Origin of the sequence: Falsochrobactrum ovis, assembly GCF_003259955.1 — a bacterium.
GTDB lineage: Bacteria > Pseudomonadota > Alphaproteobacteria > Rhizobiales > Rhizobiaceae > Brucella > Brucella ovis_A.
Genome location: NZ_QLMK01000014.1, coordinates 1 through 17,055, shown reverse-complemented (window position 1 = coordinate 17,055; position 17,055 = coordinate 1). Strand labels below are relative to the sequence as shown.

Here is a 17,055-nt window from a genome sequence, read left to right as displayed (position 1 = left end):
GAACCCGGAGGAACAGTTTTTAAGCAAACATCTTCAGGTATCGTGACTGCATCGGAAAACTCAAAATACCAGCCGCCAGCCAAAGTGTTGCGCCTTCTGGCCCAGCAGCATTCCAGCCAGACCCAGTTTCCATTTCTCATTTGCCGAGGGAAAAGACAGAAGTGCCGATGCCAATCGGACGTTCTCTCTTCCCATTGAAGCTGCGTTTCACCCCGCCATTTCATTTTGCTGCCCCCTTTGTTCCTGATTGCCCTTAGCAGCACCATCCCTCCATAATTCGCCGTTGCGCAGCCGATACTCGACCCACTCCTCTTCCTCTGAGGAGTCCACTTGCTCACCCGGCACCAATGCCGGCAGAAACAAGTGCGCGGGACATCCTTCGCCTTGCTCTGTGAGTGAAAGAGGCTTGTTAAAGCGAGCGCACGACCAAACGCCGCCCGGCTCGGGTGTGCTAAAGATGCAAGTGCGGCAGTTCGTTCGAGGCCATGCAGCCTCGTGGCACACACTATGATGCTTGCACCACTTACATGCGAAGAATTCGGGATTGTCGCTTATACGCGGCGGCAGATCGTTTGCGTGGATGATATGCTGAGCCTTGGCTAGCAACCTTCCTACATATGCCGCGTCATACTTGATGCGCTCGGCGTATAATTCGTCATTGTCCTTGCAAACGGCCAGATAAACGGCCCGGTCTCTACCTCTTGCATGCATATAAATTTGCATCTGGCCGTAGTGCAGCGGTTTACTTTTCTCGACCCCATCCTTTTTAAGTGCAGTGAAACTCTTCAAATTGTGGCTTTTCATTTCGCCAACGTGCCAAGTCTTCGGCGCCTCCGGCAGTCCAAGTATTTCGGAGTCCAAATAACCGCCAACGTGTCCATCACACAGCTCGACGCGGATTTGCCGCCCACTGTCTTCATGCGATACGACCTCGCAGCCGATCATGCGGAGATTTTCAATCCAACGATCCTCCTCGATGACGCCCGTTTCAAAAATGCGCAGAGTGCGCCCTGGAATATGTTCGTGCGGCGTGGTCCAGCGAAAATCAAAGAACAGTTTTCGCGAGCATTCCTCCGCTATCTGCGAGGCGGGAATTGTCTTCCCGTCTCGTGGTTTGTTTGCGGCTTCGTACGCTGCATAGATGGCACGGACCGTGCTGGACTGAGCTTTAGGAAGCGGTGCCATTTATACGGCCCCAAAGAGCGGCGTTTCAGCCAAAGCCGATCCATGACCGCGAACATCGCTGTCTCGAACGTATGTCGTCCAGATTTCTCGACCTCCGCGTGTGACCGGATGCAGCTCAGTGACGTCAAAGTCGACACCATCAATCTCGTCAGCGTCGAGTTCGAAGTCATCGGCTCCAACCTTGGCGTAAATCAGCGCCTTGGCCTCCTCAAGTGAGGAAGCCTCAATGGTCTCATAGGCACGTGCGTGGAAACTGTAATTGACTGAAAATCTGGCCATATTACTCACACCCGCATCGGCATAAGTACGCCGGTCCAGTCGCCATCGCCAGTAACAACGGCAGGCGAACTAGCATCATTCAGAGCAATGCGCACGTTCGGCTCGTCGAGCGCGCCAAGCATTTCACTCACGTACCGGGCATTAAAACCAATCTCTAAAGGCTTGCCTTCAAAGCTTCCTTCAACTTCGTCGCTGGCTTTGTCCGCCAGAGCTAGACCCACAACGTCGCCAATTGTGAACTTTACTGCTCGCGATTTGTCATCAGCGACGGCAGCGACACGCTCGACTGCCTTCATAAAGGCCAGACGATCGACAGTAAGTAAGTTTGGATTGGCCTGCGGGATCACCCGCACGTAATCCGGGAATGTCCCGTCGACCAGCTTGCTCGTTATGGTAGTTGCGCCAGATGTTACCCGTACCATAGTCTCAGACAGATCGAGCGTGACCTCACCTTTTGGCAATAAACCAATAAGCTTGCGCGGAAGAATAACGCCATAAGCAAGGTCGGATTCACCCCCCTTATTGCGCATCAAGCGGTGACCATCGGTGGCGACAGCAACCAACCGCCCATCCGCCGTGTGCAAATAAACACCGGTGAGATAGTAGCGCGTTTGTTCCGTCGCGATGCAATGCACACATGGTGCAACCAACGCCGCAAGATCCAGCTGCAGAGTCGTGTCGAACGCCCCCGACGCAAAAAACGGAAAGTCTTCGGCTGGGAGAGTATCAAGCTTATAACGGCTGCGTCCAAAAGCGACGTTAAGCCGACCATCCAGATCAAGAGTGATGTCACCGGTGGCACGCTTCGCGATATCCGCAAGCATCTTGCCGGGAACCGTCGCAGCGCCATCGGCCGCGTCTATCACTGGCACACTGGTAGTGATTTCAATGTCCATATCTGTGCCGGTCAGGCGCAGACTACCGTCCTCGACTGCTAGCAGCACATTACCCAAGATCGGAACGGGATTTCTACTTTCGATAGCCCTTGTCACAGTCGCCAGCGCGTGCGCGAGCTGTGAGCGGTCAATAGTGACGCGCATGGTTGTTTCCTCGTGTTTAGTGGTAGGCGCGGTTGGTGGCCGCGCCTGTTAGGTTTAGCTGACGGTAAACTGATCCCGTATTGGTTGCGGTCCACTTAGCCACGGCTCGCCGATTGGCGGCAGTTTCGGTAACGTTGTTGGCAGTGGAGCTGTGTAATAGGAAACGCTTGCAAGCTTCTTTTGGATCAGATCCCACTGCGCATCATCCGGGGTTCCGTTACTGAATGAAGCACTGAAGCCTTCCAGCCATGCCTTAAATTCTGAAAGAGTCATGCCGTCTCCTTTCTGACTTTCAACGCTTCACCTGCCAGCAGGCACAACGCCATTGCCATATCCGTGTCCATTTGGACTTTCGACTGCTCCATTTGGCGCGCTAAATCGGTCAGGCCGATGACTTCACCTAACCCGCCAGTTTCTAAATAAGTCGTGGCCTCTGCCACATCATATTCGTTCGCCATCAATCCCTCCTATGCCGCCACCGGCGCTTCGCGCCAGCAGCAGCAGTATTACGATCAACCCCAAGGGCGCTTCTTGTCGGCAGCTGCTGCTGCAGCAGGCTTGTTGTCATTCGCAGCTGCAGCACGGTTATCATTAGCCGCAACACGAGGCTGGTTAGCGTCGATAGAGGGCTGAGGAACATTGCCCTCGTCCGGGAAGTAATACTTCTTAATCTCAGCGCGTGCTGGGTATTGGCCATCCTTGGAAGGCTTGCCGAGGCCCACGCGGGCCGTGAACACCTTGAAGTGAAGCTCCTCGGAATCCTCGACCTCAGACACTCCGATCGCGCGGCACAAGCTGGCGAACTGGCGTTGGCCAATGTCTTGAGCCTGTGCATTTTTATGCTCAAGATTGTAGTAATTGAAAAGCTTGCGGCCCTTATAATCCTCCGGGCGCACCACGTTCATGGTCGTTTTAAGACCGGTTCCATTCGCGCCTTCGTGAAGTTCCGACGCTTCAATTTCGAGCTCGTAATCACCATTCGGCAATTCCTCAAAATCGCGTTGCTCTGTATCGTGAGCGGTTGCATCAAATCTGGTTGCTAGTTTAGCCATTTTGGCTCCTCGTGTTTACGGTGGTGGTATTTAGTGGGTGGTGAAAAAGCCGCCTGCGATAAGCAGCCAGACAGTTATAGCGGAACTGATTAACGCGACACCGATGCTATAAGGCGGTCGCGGATCGCCGTGTTTTGCAGCAGATACGCCAATCCCAAGCGCCAGCAGCACTATCATCGTGATTTGTGGCCACCCCATCATGCTGCCTCCTTAACGGCTGTGAATAGGCTAGGAACGGCGAGCTTTTCGCGTGCGTACTCGCGCGCCTTGTTCTGAGCTGCGGTACGCTCGTTAAAGTCTTGCTGTATTTCTTCGCATAGCTGCGCGACACCCGCGGCCAGGTTTGGAGTTGCTCGATGCCAAGTCCGATCTTTGCCGCGATACACAACGCCGTGATCACCAACAAAGTGATACCTAGCTGTCGTCAGGATGCTTTCATTATCAACCTTAATCGCACCATACAGAAAGGCTCTTGCAACCATCTGATGGACAGGCTCGCCATAAACTAACTTCATTGCCTTTGGACTGAACCACCCCATCATGCTGCCTCCCGCTGTTGCTGGACATTGTCGTTTGCGACAGGCCAAAACTTGGAAATGTCAGTGAAGCCCTGCCCTTTGCGGTAAACGACGCTGTCGGGCATCGAGTAGCGGTTTTTGGCATTGAAACCGGCAGCTTCATTGAAGTGCATTTGTCGCTCTTTACCACCCTCGGCGTGTGCAACTTTAGTCTGCCGCGCCACCTCTTTTTCCTTGATGGAAATGCGATAGTTCATGAAAGCGACAATGTCGGACTTCTCACGTACTAGGGCATTTGCACGTTTATGAAGCTTGGGCTGGTAGCGTGAATATGGATCAGTGGTGGGACTATCAAACCGCACTATCTCCGGGTGGGCTAACATGACAACATACATGCCTGCACGGGATAATGCCGATACCGCTGCCATGAGCTCATTCCATTCAGTATCGGCTTCAACATAACCTTTACCGAATCCAGCATCTTCAATACCATTAATGCCGAGGCGGGATGCGGTCGTGCGCCAAACAAGCGGCTCCAATCCATCAAGGCTATCTATGATAACCGACTGACGATCATGCTCTTCCGTGAGCAATTCACCGATCACATTCAGCAGATCGTCAAAGCTCTCGATCGTGCCGGGTGTTACCATTTCGATATCAGACGGCGGACGCTCACCTTCGGTTGCAAGATAAATTGGATTAGGAAACTCCGCTGCAAGCGAAGTTTTGCCGATGCCGTCAACCCCATAGAGAAGCATCACAGGTGGATCGTTTCTCTTGGTCGTTTTCAGGCTAGATAAAGATAAAGCCATAGGACTCCTCGTGTCAGTAGGTGTGGTGGGTGATGGTGATTGCGGCAACGACGGTTAGCAGGATGAGCCAGCCGACGAGCCATGGTGGTGGCGACGTGACGGAGGTCACGCAGCTATCTCGTAGCGGTCTGTCCGGCATCAACTGGCGCCCCACAAATAGAGCAACCCATAAAAAGGCAGCAGGACATTCCAGAACAGCGCAGCGACAATGGCTGAACATAAAAGCAGCACTGCTCCGGCAAGCACTATTGATTGCCCAATCTTGCCCTTGCCCGGTATTCTCCCGGGGTTAATGCTTCTCGCGATCATATTAGCACCCAAGAATAGAGTGTTACGGCAATTGCGATCATCGCGACGACCATCAAGCCATAAGCAAACTTGTCGCCTAAGCTGGACGTACTTTCAGGATTGCCCCAAGGATCAAATTCGAGAATGCGATCTTCTTCGACCACATAATCTTTTGGTGGTGTTGCTTTGGTCATGCATTCCCCCTCGTCTTGGTGTTTTTCGTAAGCTTCACCTTCTTGGTGAAATCAACCGGGATTACATTGTCGTCGGCTTCTGGTTCGTCGATCGCATCACCGCAGTCGCAGTCAAGGTTTTCGGGCTCCACTTCGAAACGGGATACTTCTAATACGACCAATCCAGAGCCCGGGATCATGAAGCGAACTTTTAGCCAGCGGAAACTGTCCCGCTCTTCAACGATGATCCCCTTCCACTTCCAAAGACGATGGACGACGATCTCGCCGGGTAAATCCCAACATTCGGTGCAACCGCAGGTCATGCCGCACCTCTTCTCGGTGCACGGTGGTAACTAACGGGCGCATTGCTAACGTATCGACCGTCAACGAGACGCGCCGTGCGTCGCGCTTCGACTTTTTGCGCAGCCGTTCGGTAAGGCTTGCGGTTTGTCATGTCCCGCTCGCCAGTTCGTGTGAATTTAGTTTTCAAGAAAGCCTCCTGAATGGAGGTTGATCGTTGGCCCCGTTCTCCTTGGCGGTCGGCCTGCCTGTAAAGGCTACGCTGCTACAGCAGCGCTTTCGAAATTGTCGTTAGCCGCTTCCAGAAATCGCACTCGCGGAAGCGAAATATAACTCACCGAAACCGGTGATGTTGACCACCCGCCATTCATAACGGATCTAACAACAATGGAATTGTCTGTGGGCTTTGGGATTTGTCGGCGTAAATTCCACATCACTGTTGATCTAGCGATGTTTAGCGTTCTGCTAATTTCAGAAATTGTTGCCCCGGCGTCTCGCATTCGATGCAATTCGATCAGCGTATCGTAATCAAGCATATGCTCCTCGTGTGGTGTGGTGGTAGTTGACAAATGCCATGCACAACGGCATTTGTCTGATCGGCTGGGGTGGTACCCAGCAAGGAAAGTAGCGTTTGGAAGTGGCTTTGCCCTCCTCGTGTGGCGCTACGATTACGGAGGACGGCTGCTACGGGTGGTGCCGGGCATAAAGCCGTCCTTTAAAATCGACTGGCTAAAGTCGCCACGCCGAAAGCGCCGCATGGCTCTTAACCATGCAGCGTCCCTCTTTCTACGGTCCTTGTGACATCGAAGCGTTGCTGCTTCTGTCGGCTTTATTCATCATTACGCTTCTCCTCTAGTAATTCGCTTGACTATTCTATCTTTCGATCGCCGCCACCCTTGGGAGGATGCTGTCTTTCATCATGAGGTTGGGCCTCCTTTTTTAACTTCCGGTGTCTTATTGCATCGGTTGATGGCTCATATATATGACATTTTCGCACCCTTGTCAACACATGATGACAAATTCGCACGTTACTTTCTCGCAACAATATGCGAAAAGCACATCATGGATCAGGAATTTGGCCAGCGGCTCCGTAAAGCCCGTGAGAAAAAAGGATTAAGTCAAGCTGAAGTCGCCGACCTCGTTGGTCGCGATAAATCGGCCATTAGCCTGCTTGAGAGCGGCAAACGCGGCACGAGCGTTGAGTTTGTAGCGCGACTCGCTCGCGCACTCGATCTGAACGAAGACTGGCTAGCCTTCGGTAAAGGCGAGATGAACATATCTCAGCAACCTACATCTAATCCCGATGATGTTTTCACGCCCAACCCTATTCCTGGCAGCGATCTCGTCGGAGCGAATCGCGACCTTCCTGTTTATGCGGCAGCTCGTGGCGGTGACGGACATGTCATTATTACCTTTGACCCAATCAGTTACATGAAAATGCCTGCCATGCTTCAAGGCGTGAAAGGCGGCTACGGATTGCTACTTACCGGCGACTCTATGATTCCAGCCTATCGCCCGGGCGAAACAGCACTTGTTAACCCCAATTTACCGCCTGCAAGGGATGAGGACGTGGTGCTGTATCACACCAGCGAAACCGATGAGCACGAAGCCATCATTAAACGACTCATCGGCTTCAATGATCGCGAATGGATGCTTGAACAGTACAACCCGCAGAAAGAATTTAAAGAGTTCCGTGCGGATTGGCCCATTTGTCATCGCGTCGTGGGTAAGTACAACACCCGCTAACAACCGGTATTCGCAGCCTCCTCGAAAACGCTTTCGGGCACGCGCCCGATGGCTGCGATTATTTCTACTCCTCCCATCCACTTCTCCACTGCAATTACTGCGGGCTTAGTTCTTGCAAGCCTGCATACAAGGCGCTCTGCCTGCTCGTAATCCTGCACCTCAATAGGTGTGTCAGGAATTACCCCCCACCGACCTTCAGTAAACGACTGAACAACATACAAAGCAGTCATCCCATTTTCCTTTCTGACCTATCGATTCCATTATTGTCAGAACATTTCAAGAACATTTTCTTGTAAATTAACTGAATGAATTTCTTCGTTGCGCTTTTGTCAATTTTCTTTGTTGACATCAGGTGACAATAGCGCATATAACGATGACACGACAGCACGAAGACGGTTTCACCAACCTGATCTGCTGAAAACCAAACACGAGGAGTAATTGATATGGCAAACAGCGTTAAAAGAAGAAGATCTCCAAAGCCTCGCATTAACGAAACAATTGGCGGCGGTTTCTTTGTATTCCGCCGCGGAAAGAAAACAGGACGCGTTGGCGTTAGAGGTGTCCTGCCTTTTGAACACGGCTCCATTGAACAAGCCGCTGCCGAGGCAACCCGTCTCGCAAAGTTATTCCCTGGCGAAACGTTTGAAGTTTTCCAGACGAGTGGCGTTGTCGCGCTCTGTGCGCCAGCCACAGAAGCGGAAGCTCTTGAAGAAAGGGCAGCAGCATGACCCGCTCACTTTCTCATCACCATTTCGAAACTGAAGTTTACATTGACGACCAGCCGTACGTGAGGCCAAGCGCCGCCCGCGCAAGCAATGTCGAACCAATGCGCCGCCCTGACTACAAGGCGCGCAAACATGCAAAACCGCAGCCGTGGCTTCGATATGCAGCGCGTGAAGCACTCGAAATGGCAGTTATCGTGGCGTTCTGCGTCGCCGTGTGCGCCGTTGCTGTCGGGGTGGCCGCATGAAGCTGTTGAAAGGAAGATAGCGCTACGGCGCGGGGTGTGGCCATCAATGATGCGTAAACCATGGCGCCGTCGCCGCCCCAAAACTTAGCAGGAAGGCCATTGGTCATGTGAAACCCAGCAGTCGGTCGCCTTCCTGCTACCTACAAATTCGGCGCAAGCCGAGGACGGGCCAGGTGACTGGCGTAAACCTTTTTCCCTCCGCCCGTCCACCAATCACCGCGGCGCTGAATAGCGACGCAAAACGAAATGCAGGGTGGGGCCACGCGAGATTCGTAACCCATGGATGCCTCGCCCTACCCTGCATACCAATCCCCAAACGGGGACCGCTGACCGGCCACCATGGGATCGTAACCCACCCCCCTTGCGCCGGTCAGCACACCAGTTTCGCCGCAACAGCGGCACGAGGACGGGCCACGCATCGGACGGACCCCAGTAAGCTTCCGCCCGTCCTCAACGAAATAGGCAAGCGCGGCCACAGCATCTGCGCACCCCACTGGCCGCCCGCCGCGCTTGCCGGCCCTTAAACCGCAAACCACATGAGGAAAATAAAATGAACATTCACACCAACATTACAACAGCGACTAAAGGCAAAAGAAAAACCGGCGGCAAAAGCATGGCCCCACGCGATTTGATCGCATTCACTTTCGACAGGGCCGGCAAAAGAAAAGACGAAGCTGTGCGCGCTGTTATTGATGCTGCCGAGCACAATGCTGCGCTAGCGGAGTTTCTAATCAGCGAGGGTGCACGCTCCGCCGTTGGGCAGCTTATTCGCAGCGACAATGCTAAGATATTCAATGACGACCCGAATGCAGATATTTCCAAACCGCGCGCTCTAATAAATCCACCACCACTTATTTCGCCTGCACAAAAGCGCCGCTTAGAGCGCGCCGCAAATTCTGTTCTGCGCTTGCTTGAAGCCGTCCTTCCAAACGGTACGCTCATGGCTGATGCCAAGCGCCCTGACATTGAGCACGCGATTGGTGTGTATGAGCCGCAAGCACGCGATATGTGGCAGAAAGCTAATTTTTATAAAACTGTTTTGCGTGAACTGCCGGCTGGCAAGTGCGTGGCAGATACGTTCGACAATGAAAAGCTAACAGCGCTCTATAACGCGGCGCGAGCTGCGTAAAGCGCAGGGCGGCCAATGTCCGCGTGTAACCCACAATTCCTTCGCCGCCCCAACCTTTTTCTACCCGCAGATGGGCCACTTCTGGTCCGTAACCCATATAAGGCGCGCCCATCTGCACCCCTTTCACCCACGGGCCAGTAGCTCAGCGCAGCCCATCTATCACGCGCCCGTCACACGAGGAGCACTACCATGAACATACACGTAAACGCAGACCTCAACCCCGCCAGCATCGCAGCTGCCGCTGCCGTAATCGGGCATAATTCGCAAGCAGAATGGTCGTCCGGCCATATACCACTCGCGCCATATGAACCCACAGACGAAATTGAAGCTGTGGTGGATGAATTGGTTGCATTACATCGTGAGCGCCAGTTTGTCTTAAAAAACAAAACAAAGCTTATACTCGCACAAAAGGCCGCGGCTCGAAGCATGTTATGCACTGACGCGGATTTTGAAGAAGATACTAACACCGACAAAGTTACGGCGTTCGGACGCAAAAAGGTTAAGCTATCCAAGGCCGCTGAAAAGCGCGTTGATACAGCTATCGCCGCAGCACTGGAAGAGATCAAATCCGGGCAGATAGTATCTCGCCTAGCTGCCACCATTCGTCATTTCCCTGCATCTATCGAGAATTTCGAGAAGCAAGACGAAGAGATTAAAAAAGTAATGACCAAGCTGGTCAAGCATCTCCCTGTTTATCCATGGGTAAAAAGCGTCAAAGGCTTCGGCGATATTTCCTTCGCCACCATTGTCGGTGAATGTGGTGACATTGGAAGTTATAAGTCGGTTGCAGCCGTCTGGAAGCGGTTAGGCCTTGCTGTCATGAACGGCAAAAGGCAGGGCGCACCTGGTGAAGGCGCAACCGCTCAAGATTGGATTGCCCACGGGTATAATCGACAGCGTCGCGCGGTCAGCTGGAATGCCCGACAGCAAGTCATCGGCGGCATGGGTAAATGGCGACCGGCCTATGGCTGCGACCTGCTCCATGCGAGCTATTATCAACGTGTTTATGCAGAGCGCGCCCGCTACGAATCCGAAAAGCTTGGGCTGCCTGTCGAGCGCAATGAAAAGACCGGCAATGAATCTTACAAGATGCATGCAGCCAATCGTGCGCATCGATACGTAGAAAAGCGATTGATCAAGCACCTCTATCTAGAATGGCGTCGCGCTGCATAAGCGCCGCCACCACCACCCCAACCAACCACACGAGGAAAAAATGTCCAGACCTAACAAGCGTCGCAGTATCGCGACCCCAATCCTGACCGCCGCCGAATTCCAAGCACAAGGAACTTCCGCTGCCGCTGTGCTGTCTATCGCTAATCTGCACACCGGAGAAGTCGCAGCAATATTGCGCAAAACGGCGGTGCAACTTGCTCGATCGACCGGCGAGCATCTCGGTCGGCGCTACCGTCCTTCCAACGACAACTGCCGTCGTGCTGCGCGGAGGGCTGTGTGATGGATGAAGCCACCCGCCGCATTGACGCGGCATTCTTGAACGCGCTGCGGCTTGGCCCGCAGCGTATCGGATATCCTAGAATTCCTGAGCCTGTAGCCAGCCGACTGGCAGCAAGCGGTAAGGTCATAATCTCTGGTGAGGAGGTGCGTCATGCAGGTTAATGAACAGGCCGTGGAGGCGGCGGCACGAGCTCTAGCCGATGCTGGCGTACCTCACGATGTACAGTCAGCATTAATCCATGGCACAAGATGGGGAATAGGTGTTGCTCCCGGTGCGATGATAAAAGCCCTCACCGCGGCAGCCCCGCATATGTCCGGATCAGCGCGTGAACAGGCGCTGGAGGAAGCGGCGCAGATAGCGGAACTTCACGAAGGCGAACCATGCCGCCCTGCTATTGCTTGGACAGACGAAGAGCGCCAATTCTACGCATCGGGTCAACAAGACGCATCGTCTTCAATCGCTACAGCCATCCGCGCCCTCAAATCGCAGCCAGCACATTAGGGGAGAAGAGCGAATGAAGCTGACGTTTAACACGGGCATTGCCGCATATTTGATTATAGCGATGCTAACCTTCGGGTACGCTGCTTCAAGCACAGAGTGCAGCAATAAGGTGCTTGAACCGCGTGATTGTCAGGCATTTCGTGGATTTGTGAGCGGTGCTGCGTGGCCCTTGTACTGGACATGGGAAGGTTTTGTGCTTGGGCGCCAAGCCCGGAAAGGGAGTGAAGGATGAGAGCCGATAACGACAACAATCTTTTTACACCAGCCACGTTGGCTAAGGCGTGGGGATGCAGCGAGCAGCATGTTCGTAATCTACTACGCCGTGGTGAATTAGCATATTTTAAAATCGGCCCCAAACTTATTAGGATCAGGGGCGAGGATGTCGAGGAATATCAATGTCGGATGACAAAAAATACTCCATTGGCCGGCACCGAGGACAGTTCTGCCTCGTCTACTATGACCACGAAGGAAAACGCCGCCGAATTACTCTCAACACTAACGACGCGCGCGAAGCTGAACTCATTGCGCCGAGCTACTTCGCGCAGTTAACGCGACCGCGAGGAGACACTGTTGCTGATTTATGGGCGGCATATTGCGCAGATAAATCTGGGCGCGCAGTTGTCGGAACTATGAAATACACGTGGCGAGCTCTTGAGCGACGGTTCGGCCACTTAGATCCATCTGAGATAACTATTGCTGACTGTCGCGCCCACATCGCCGAGCGCAGGGAACCCAGTGAGCTGCGACCGCACGGCATACATGATGGCACGATTCACACCGAGCTAGGGCATTTGAGGATGGTTCTGTTGTGGGCTGAGAAAAACAACCTCATCCACAAAGCGCCATATATTGAGCGTCCATCGAAGCCGCGCCCCAAAGAAAGTCATCTGACCCGCGAGCAAGCCAAGTTGCTAATTGATAGCGCAACCACGCCGCATGTTCGTTTATTTATTGTACTGGCCTTGGGGACGGGCGCCCGCACACGAGCATTACTAGACCTAACATGGGACCGCTGCGATTTCGTACGCGAACAAATTGATCTGCGTAACCCCAATATCTCCAACCCGCACAAAGGGCGTGCCATTGTGCCTATGAATCGCATGGTGAAGGAAGCTCTGCTGACGGCACAGCCTCAAGCCCTTTCAAAGTGGGTTATTGAGTGGGCAGGCGGTCCAGTTCAATCTATAAAAAGGGGATTTGCAGCCACGGTAAAGCGGGCGAATGTTGGACATGTCACTCCACACCTTCTTCGTCACTCGGCAGCAATACATATGGCTGAGGCCCGAGTCAGCATGGAAGAAATTGCTCAGTATTTGGGTCACAACGATGCGAATGTTACGCGGAAAGTGTATGCGCGATATTCCCCTGACTTCTTAAAAGACGCTGCATCGGTGCTGGATTATGGCGGTTGAAATTAATCCAGATTCGACAAACTTTAGAGGGGTAACGTAGGGGTCACTGGTACACTGTACCAGAAACAGTGAACGAAATAAGTACAAACAGCACTTTTTCGACCATAGCCCAAATATTAAGTTATTGTTTTACAACAGTTTTTGCTAGGTGATCTTCGTTGACATCGTAGGGGTCACAGGTTCAATCCCTGTCACGCCCACCATTCGATCCTCAAACTATCGTGATAAAGACTAAACATATCAATAGCTTGATATAGATGGGCGATTGTAATTCCCCTCACCTACCCTCCTAAAACACCCATTGATTTTATTGGGAAACCTGAAACGCTCCCCTCACCTTTTCCACAGTTTTACCGTGGCAAAAGAATCATTTGACTCATCAAACGCAATAGAACATTTATAGAACATCGTAACTAAAGACATGCTTGGCGGCGGAGATGTCTGCTTTAATGGAGCACGACGAATGAATGCGCTTGCGCAAAATTATGATGATGAGATCGATCTGGTATTGGCTTATTACAAAGGGGACGTTCGCGCGGCGATTGAAGGCTTACTCAAAGACCGAGATTTTTTGGTGAAAGAAATTGAGTATGCCAGCATCGCTATGTCGTTTGGCTTTGCACGCGGTTGGAAGCCGACTGTAATTAAGTGATATTAACATGGCTCGACCTCCATCATATGAGAAGCTGGATCCCTCTTCCCGGATCGCCGATATTGAACCTTGGACGATCTTATGCGGTTTCTGTACGCGTTGCGGCCATCTGAGCGATCTCAATACTGATGCTGTTGCGCGGATAATTGGACATTATGAGCCGCTGAATGCCCATAAATCAAAACTGCGCTGCAAAGCCTGCTCTGCAAAAGGTCATGGAGAATTCGTGGCCTATCGCTTGCCGAGATGATTCTTCCGGAAGTCAACGCAAACTGGACGCAACTGATTGTTGCGCTATTCTGCAAGCTAGGAGGACTGGTATGTGCAATCTTTACAACATCACCACATCGCACGAAGCTATGCGCCGGTTGTTTCCAAAATTTGGAGATATGACCAACCGTGTAGATCCACAACTGGATATCTATCCAGATTACCCAGCCCCAGTTTTGCGCAATGTGAAGGATGGTGAACCAGAACTTGCAATGCTTCGCTGGGGAATGCCTACCCCTCCAATTTATGTGAAGGGGGAAGCCGATAGCGGCGTAACTAATATCCGCAATCTCAACTCCCCGCACTGGCGGCGATGGCAAGGCGTGGAAAGCCGATGTGTAGTGCCTGCCACATCGTTTTCTGAATATGGACAAACACCTGATCCCGTCACGAGACGAAAGCCACTACACTGGTTTGCTTTAAACGAGGATAAGCCGCTATTTGTATTTGCTGGCATCTGGACCAGGTGGCAAGGGACGCGAAAGAAAAAAGAAGGTCCGGTTGAGGCCGAAATATTTGCTTTCCTGACAACCGAGCCAAACGCTGTCGTCAAGCCCGTTCACCCTAAAGCGATGCCGGTCATTCTACGAACACAAGAAGAAATAGATACCTGGCTACGTGCACCGTGGGACGAAGCCAAGGAAATGCAGAAGCCATTGCCCGATAATGACCTAGTAGACCTGACGGGATCGACACTGTGACCAGATTCCCATAATCGGTCGGCCAATTTAGGTGGCCGACCACGCTTGGCAAATTATCGGTAGGGCGAATTGCAGAACCGCCTAGGACCGTTAAAAGGCTGAAATGTATTAGTTCGTATATCATACGAACGATATTTACTGAGGCACCATTCCACATGGGGATTTCTAGGGGGTGCCGAATGAGCGTGACTGTTTGCTATGCTGCCAATGATAGCACCGGCCGCTAAACCGCCAATGATACCTGCAGCAACGTCGCCCCGGTGATGTCGCCTATGATGGCGATGATGCCGGTGGCGGTGATGATGGGGCGGACGATGATAATGATTTCGATGTCTACGGTATTGAACATCGATGACCGGAGCGGCATGGCCCACTATTGGAGCCGTTAAATTAACTGGAGCCGAAATGGCAGGTGATACTGTCATCATCGGAAGCGCCATTGCCACAGCACAGATCATTGATGCAACTTTTGCCAAGTTACCCTCCCTCTTTTAATACTTGCAGTAAAATATAAGCCATAATCTATCTTATGCCAATCGCCTCATTTTTTACAGCATTTAAACCAGAGGATCGTGACGTTTATTTGTAGAAAATCAGTAATACATTAGTCGAACAGGACGAATAATTTCATTTCACAGTACCCATACACGCAAAAAATCTTGCTTTCCGTACCACGCCAACGCGGCCAGCACCTGATCCAGCCGCTTGTTTCTTTCTTTCGCTCCTCTTTCTGATTGCGAGCCAGCGAGCAACGGAAGCCCCCTCGCCTCATATACATCCTGCAACGCAAAAAGGGCGGTCGAATGACCGCCCTTTTATTAACCCTGCAATTCAGGCTTAGAACTTGTAGGCAACGCCGAGACGGATGTCATGCGTTTTGAACTTGTCTTCGAATGGCTCCCAACCGAAGCCAAAATCCTTTTTACCGTAATCAGTGTAACGATATTCGAAGCGCAAGATAAGGTTATCCGTCGCGGCATAGTCAACGCCGCCACCGATAGTCCAACCTGTCATTGTTTTTCTATCAGAGAAGTGACCATTATCACCCCATCCTGAATTTTTCACCTGACCGAATGCTACACCACCGGCAACATAAGGCATGAAGCGGTCGACTGCGACGCCAGCACGAGCACGAATTGCTCCAGACCAACGCAGGCGGCTTTCCATCGAAAATTCATCGTCATCTTCGGTATAGAAGCGCCTCTCTTTAAGGCCGTTGTAGGTGATATCGCCGTCAACGCCGAGGACAAAGCTATTACCCAGATCGAAGTTATAGCCGGCATAAACACCGCCAAGGAACCCGTCCGGCTTAATATTTCCCAGATCTTCTATTGTGGATTTGCCCCAGCCGTAACCGATCTGGCCACCAACATATGCGCCACTCCACGAGAATGCCGGAGCAGCTTCAACATAAGGAGCAGGCTCTTGATATTCGACTACGTCAGCGGCTTGCGCGCCACCTGCGGCTACAACGGCAAAGGCAGATGCAAGAAGAAGAGACTTGATGTTCATGGGAACCCCCTAACATGCTCAATAAATTCATTGATGTTGATCATAGAATATGCGTTCGAAATGTATGTAACTTTCATGCAACACCGGGATATAGAGCAACAAATGCTCCCCAATCGAAAGAATATGGTTAAGTTGTCATTAATTTATCCGGCAACGATCATCCAGACTTTCTATCCCGCGCCAACGCGGCCAGCACCTGATCCAGCCGCTTGTTTGTTTCTTTCGTCCCTTCACGGGTTTCGTCCCGAAGTTCCTTCACGCTCTCGCGCAATTGCTTGATGCTGTCGTCATAGTCAACGCGGCGGACATACTCATCCCGAACCCGGTTGATGCGCTCGTGAAGCTGATCGTCTCCTGCCTTTACCGACTCCGCCAATCGCTCATCGCCATCCTTTATGGACGACGACAAGGATCGAAAGGCCGTGAGCAAGGCACCGCCGAAGAATGTGGATAGGCCAAGCGCCGTACCGATCAGCCATTTCAAATCTTCCGACATCACCAGCAACCCCGTCGCTTTCCGTTTTCGTCATTGCCTTCGACACGCTCAGCCCCTGCCCGATCCGCTTTGGTGAGAGCAACGAGACCGGCCGGTGTGAGATTATTCTTGCGAAACCCCGCGCAACTCGTCGCATTGTTCGACTGGCAACCCGCGACGCTTAAGAGCAAGCCTGCAAAAATCATAATCCGGTAGATCGCGTAGCTTCGCATCGTCCGCCACCCTTTCCCGCTCTGCTTTGATTGTTGATTGAAGTTGATCAGACATGGCATCGCGATAGCCATCACGCTTGCCAAACTGATAAAGGGCGACTGCGGCCAGACATGCGCCTATGACCGCCAGAACACGCCAGTGAGTGAACAGAAAGCTCATAGCGCATCAACCAGCTGTTCAAGCTTGGCCTTGGCCTGCGGCATGGTGAAGATGGCATAGGCGGCCAACAGCAAAACAAAGACCACAAGCACCATCTGGACGCGCCAATCGACAAACGGGATTGCGGCACCTGCCCCGCCACTACCGATCCACGACCAGAACCGCGATGATTTGGAAATAGGCTTTTCAACGAC

At 52.3% G+C, this 17,055-nt stretch carries 29 protein-coding genes and 2 pseudogenes; 12 read left to right on the top strand and 19 right to left on the bottom strand.

Going from position 1 to position 17,055, the window contains the following annotated elements:
* Positions 1–207 precede the first annotated feature (207 nt).
* From C7374_RS13060 to C7374_RS16035, 12 genes are all read right to left on the bottom strand, one after another.
* The gene (locus C7374_RS13060; RefSeq protein WP_111576071.1) at positions 208–1,185 is read right to left on the bottom strand and encodes a PDDEXK family nuclease; all 978 of its coding nucleotides are present in this window, start codon (positions 1,183–1,185) and stop codon (positions 208–210) included.
* Positions 1,186–1,464 (bottom strand): hypothetical protein, encoded by a 279-nt coding sequence (locus C7374_RS13055; protein WP_111576070.1) that lies wholly within the window; start codon positions 1,462–1,464, stop codon positions 1,186–1,188.
* Positions 1,465–1,469: 5 nt separating this feature from the next.
* Complete coding sequence (gene dnaN / locus C7374_RS13050; protein ID WP_111576069.1) at positions 1,470–2,504, bottom strand: DNA polymerase III subunit beta; 1,035 nt, start codon at positions 2,502–2,504, stop codon at positions 1,470–1,472.
* Positions 2,505–2,558: 54 nt separating this feature from the next.
* Positions 2,559–2,777 carry a hypothetical protein gene (locus C7374_RS13045; RefSeq protein WP_111576068.1) on the bottom strand — a complete coding sequence of 73 codons (219 nt, stop codon included), beginning with the start codon at positions 2,775–2,777 and terminating at the stop codon, positions 2,559–2,561.
* Complete coding sequence (locus tag C7374_RS13040) at positions 2,774–2,962, bottom strand: hypothetical protein (protein ID WP_111576067.1); 189 nt, start codon at positions 2,960–2,962, stop codon at positions 2,774–2,776. Before C7374_RS13040 ends, C7374_RS13045 begins: the two co-directional genes overlap by 4 nt.
* A gap of 54 nt (positions 2,963–3,016) precedes the next feature.
* Positions 3,017–3,556 (bottom strand): DUF669 domain-containing protein, encoded by a 540-nt coding sequence (locus tag C7374_RS13035; RefSeq protein WP_111576066.1) that lies wholly within the window; start codon positions 3,554–3,556, stop codon positions 3,017–3,019.
* 30 nt (positions 3,557–3,586) lie between these two features.
* A complete protein-coding gene (locus C7374_RS16045) occupies positions 3,587–3,757 on the bottom strand; it encodes a hypothetical protein (protein WP_158527846.1) in 171 nt (56 codons plus the stop codon).
* Complete coding sequence (locus tag C7374_RS13030) at positions 3,754–4,098, bottom strand: hypothetical protein (RefSeq protein ID WP_111576065.1); 345 nt, start codon at positions 4,096–4,098, stop codon at positions 3,754–3,756. Before C7374_RS13030 ends, C7374_RS16045 begins: the two co-directional genes overlap by 4 nt.
* Positions 4,095–4,886 carry an ATP-binding protein gene (locus C7374_RS13025; protein WP_111576064.1) on the bottom strand — a complete coding sequence of 264 codons (792 nt, stop codon included), beginning with the start codon at positions 4,884–4,886 and terminating at the stop codon, positions 4,095–4,097. The genes C7374_RS13030 and C7374_RS13025 overlap by 4 nt, the downstream gene beginning before the upstream one ends.
* A 305-nt stretch (positions 4,887–5,191) precedes the next feature.
* Positions 5,192–5,368: a hypothetical protein gene (locus C7374_RS16040; protein WP_158527845.1), complete on the bottom strand. Its 177-nt coding sequence runs from the start codon at positions 5,366–5,368 to the stop codon at positions 5,192–5,194.
* Positions 5,365–5,670, bottom strand: a complete 306-nt coding sequence (locus C7374_RS13020) for a hypothetical protein (protein ID WP_111576063.1) — start codon at positions 5,668–5,670, stop codon at positions 5,365–5,367. Before C7374_RS13020 ends, C7374_RS16040 begins: the two co-directional genes overlap by 4 nt.
* On the bottom strand, positions 5,667–5,837 hold the full coding sequence (locus C7374_RS16035) for a hypothetical protein (protein ID WP_158527844.1): 171 nt from the start codon (positions 5,835–5,837) through the stop codon (positions 5,667–5,669). The genes C7374_RS13020 and C7374_RS16035 overlap by 4 nt, the downstream gene beginning before the upstream one ends.
* Positions 5,838–6,511: 674 nt before the next feature.
* On the opposite strand from C7374_RS16035, the gene C7374_RS13010 reads away from it, so the two are divergent.
* Positions 6,512–7,393 carry an XRE family transcriptional regulator gene (locus C7374_RS13010; RefSeq protein WP_245412666.1) on the top strand — a complete coding sequence of 294 codons (882 nt, stop codon included), beginning with the start codon at positions 6,512–6,514 and terminating at the stop codon, positions 7,391–7,393.
* Here the strand turns inward: C7374_RS13010 and C7374_RS13005 are convergent.
* Positions 7,390–7,623 carry a hypothetical protein gene (locus C7374_RS13005; RefSeq protein ID WP_111576061.1) on the bottom strand — a complete coding sequence of 78 codons (234 nt, stop codon included), beginning with the start codon at positions 7,621–7,623 and terminating at the stop codon, positions 7,390–7,392. The two genes, C7374_RS13010 and C7374_RS13005, sit on opposite strands and share 4 nt — an antisense overlap.
* 213 nt (positions 7,624–7,836) lie before the next feature.
* Here C7374_RS13005 and C7374_RS13000 point away from each other — a divergent pair, with 213 nt between their 5' ends.
* The 11 genes and pseudogenes from C7374_RS13000 (at position 7,837) to C7374_RS12945 (ending at position 14,481) form a co-directional block, all read left to right on the top strand.
* Positions 7,837–8,121 (top strand): hypothetical protein, encoded by a 285-nt coding sequence (locus tag C7374_RS13000; RefSeq protein WP_111576060.1) that lies wholly within the window; start codon positions 7,837–7,839, stop codon positions 8,119–8,121.
* The gene (locus C7374_RS12995; protein ID WP_111576059.1) at positions 8,118–8,363 is read left to right on the top strand and encodes a hypothetical protein; all 246 of its coding nucleotides are present in this window, start codon (positions 8,118–8,120) and stop codon (positions 8,361–8,363) included. Before C7374_RS13000 ends, C7374_RS12995 begins: the two co-directional genes overlap by 4 nt.
* Before the next feature lie 550 nt (positions 8,364–8,913).
* Positions 8,914–9,492: a hypothetical protein gene (locus tag C7374_RS12990; protein ID WP_111576058.1), complete on the top strand. Its 579-nt coding sequence runs from the start codon at positions 8,914–8,916 to the stop codon at positions 9,490–9,492.
* Positions 9,493–9,681: 189 nt separating this feature from the next.
* The gene (locus C7374_RS12985) at positions 9,682–10,665 is read left to right on the top strand and encodes a hypothetical protein (protein WP_111576057.1); all 984 of its coding nucleotides are present in this window, start codon (positions 9,682–9,684) and stop codon (positions 10,663–10,665) included.
* A 40-nt stretch (positions 10,666–10,705) separates the two neighbouring features.
* On the top strand, positions 10,706–10,945 hold the full coding sequence (locus C7374_RS12980; protein WP_111576056.1) for a hypothetical protein: 240 nt from the start codon (positions 10,706–10,708) through the stop codon (positions 10,943–10,945).
* Entirely contained in the window at positions 10,942–11,106 is a 165-nt protein-coding gene (locus tag C7374_RS16030; RefSeq protein ID WP_210205131.1) for a hypothetical protein, read from the top strand. The genes C7374_RS12980 and C7374_RS16030 overlap by 4 nt, the downstream gene beginning before the upstream one ends.
* Complete coding sequence (locus tag C7374_RS12975) at positions 11,096–11,446, top strand: hypothetical protein (protein WP_111576055.1); 351 nt, start codon at positions 11,096–11,098, stop codon at positions 11,444–11,446. Before C7374_RS16030 ends, C7374_RS12975 begins: the two co-directional genes overlap by 11 nt.
* Positions 11,447–11,674: 228 nt before the next feature.
* A pseudogene (locus C7374_RS16595) lies at positions 11,675–11,827 on the top strand (helix-turn-helix domain-containing protein); the annotation flags it as partial.
* A 14-nt stretch (positions 11,828–11,841) separates the two neighbouring features.
* Positions 11,842–12,858 (top strand): tyrosine-type recombinase/integrase, encoded by a 1,017-nt coding sequence (locus tag C7374_RS12960; RefSeq protein ID WP_111576052.1) that lies wholly within the window; start codon positions 11,842–11,844, stop codon positions 12,856–12,858.
* Between the two features lie 463 nt (positions 12,859–13,321).
* Positions 13,322–13,510: a hypothetical protein gene (locus C7374_RS12955; RefSeq protein WP_111576051.1), complete on the top strand. Its 189-nt coding sequence runs from the start codon at positions 13,322–13,324 to the stop codon at positions 13,508–13,510.
* A 320-nt stretch (positions 13,511–13,830) separates the two neighbouring features.
* A complete protein-coding gene (locus C7374_RS12945; RefSeq protein WP_111576049.1) occupies positions 13,831–14,481 on the top strand; it encodes an SOS response-associated peptidase in 651 nt (216 codons plus the stop codon).
* 53 nt (positions 14,482–14,534) lie between these two features.
* Here the strand turns inward: C7374_RS12945 and C7374_RS16590 are convergent, their stop codons facing one another.
* The 6 genes and pseudogenes from C7374_RS16590 to C7374_RS12920 all read right to left on the bottom strand — a co-directional run.
* Positions 14,535–14,636, bottom strand: coding sequence for a BA14K family protein (locus C7374_RS16590; RefSeq protein WP_374850733.1), 102 nt, complete (start codon positions 14,634–14,636; stop codon positions 14,535–14,537).
* A gap of 68 nt (positions 14,637–14,704) precedes the next feature.
* The gene (locus tag C7374_RS16495; RefSeq protein WP_280970057.1) at positions 14,705–14,830 is read right to left on the bottom strand and encodes a hypothetical protein; all 126 of its coding nucleotides are present in this window, start codon (positions 14,828–14,830) and stop codon (positions 14,705–14,707) included.
* Positions 14,831–15,318: 488 nt separating this feature from the next.
* On the bottom strand, positions 15,319–15,993 hold the full coding sequence (locus tag C7374_RS12935) for an outer membrane protein (protein ID WP_111576047.1): 675 nt from the start codon (positions 15,991–15,993) through the stop codon (positions 15,319–15,321).
* A 157-nt stretch (positions 15,994–16,150) separates the two neighbouring features.
* Positions 16,151–16,489 carry a hypothetical protein gene (locus C7374_RS12930; protein WP_111576046.1) on the bottom strand — a complete coding sequence of 113 codons (339 nt, stop codon included), beginning with the start codon at positions 16,487–16,489 and terminating at the stop codon, positions 16,151–16,153.
* Between the two features lie 102 nt (positions 16,490–16,591).
* Positions 16,592–16,861 (bottom strand): hypothetical protein, encoded by a 270-nt coding sequence (locus C7374_RS12925; RefSeq protein ID WP_111576045.1) that lies wholly within the window; start codon positions 16,859–16,861, stop codon positions 16,592–16,594.
* Positions 16,858–17,055 (bottom strand): annotated as a pseudogene (locus C7374_RS12920) (glycoside hydrolase family 19 protein); the annotation flags it as partial. The gene C7374_RS12925 and the pseudogene C7374_RS12920, both read right to left, overlap by 4 nt.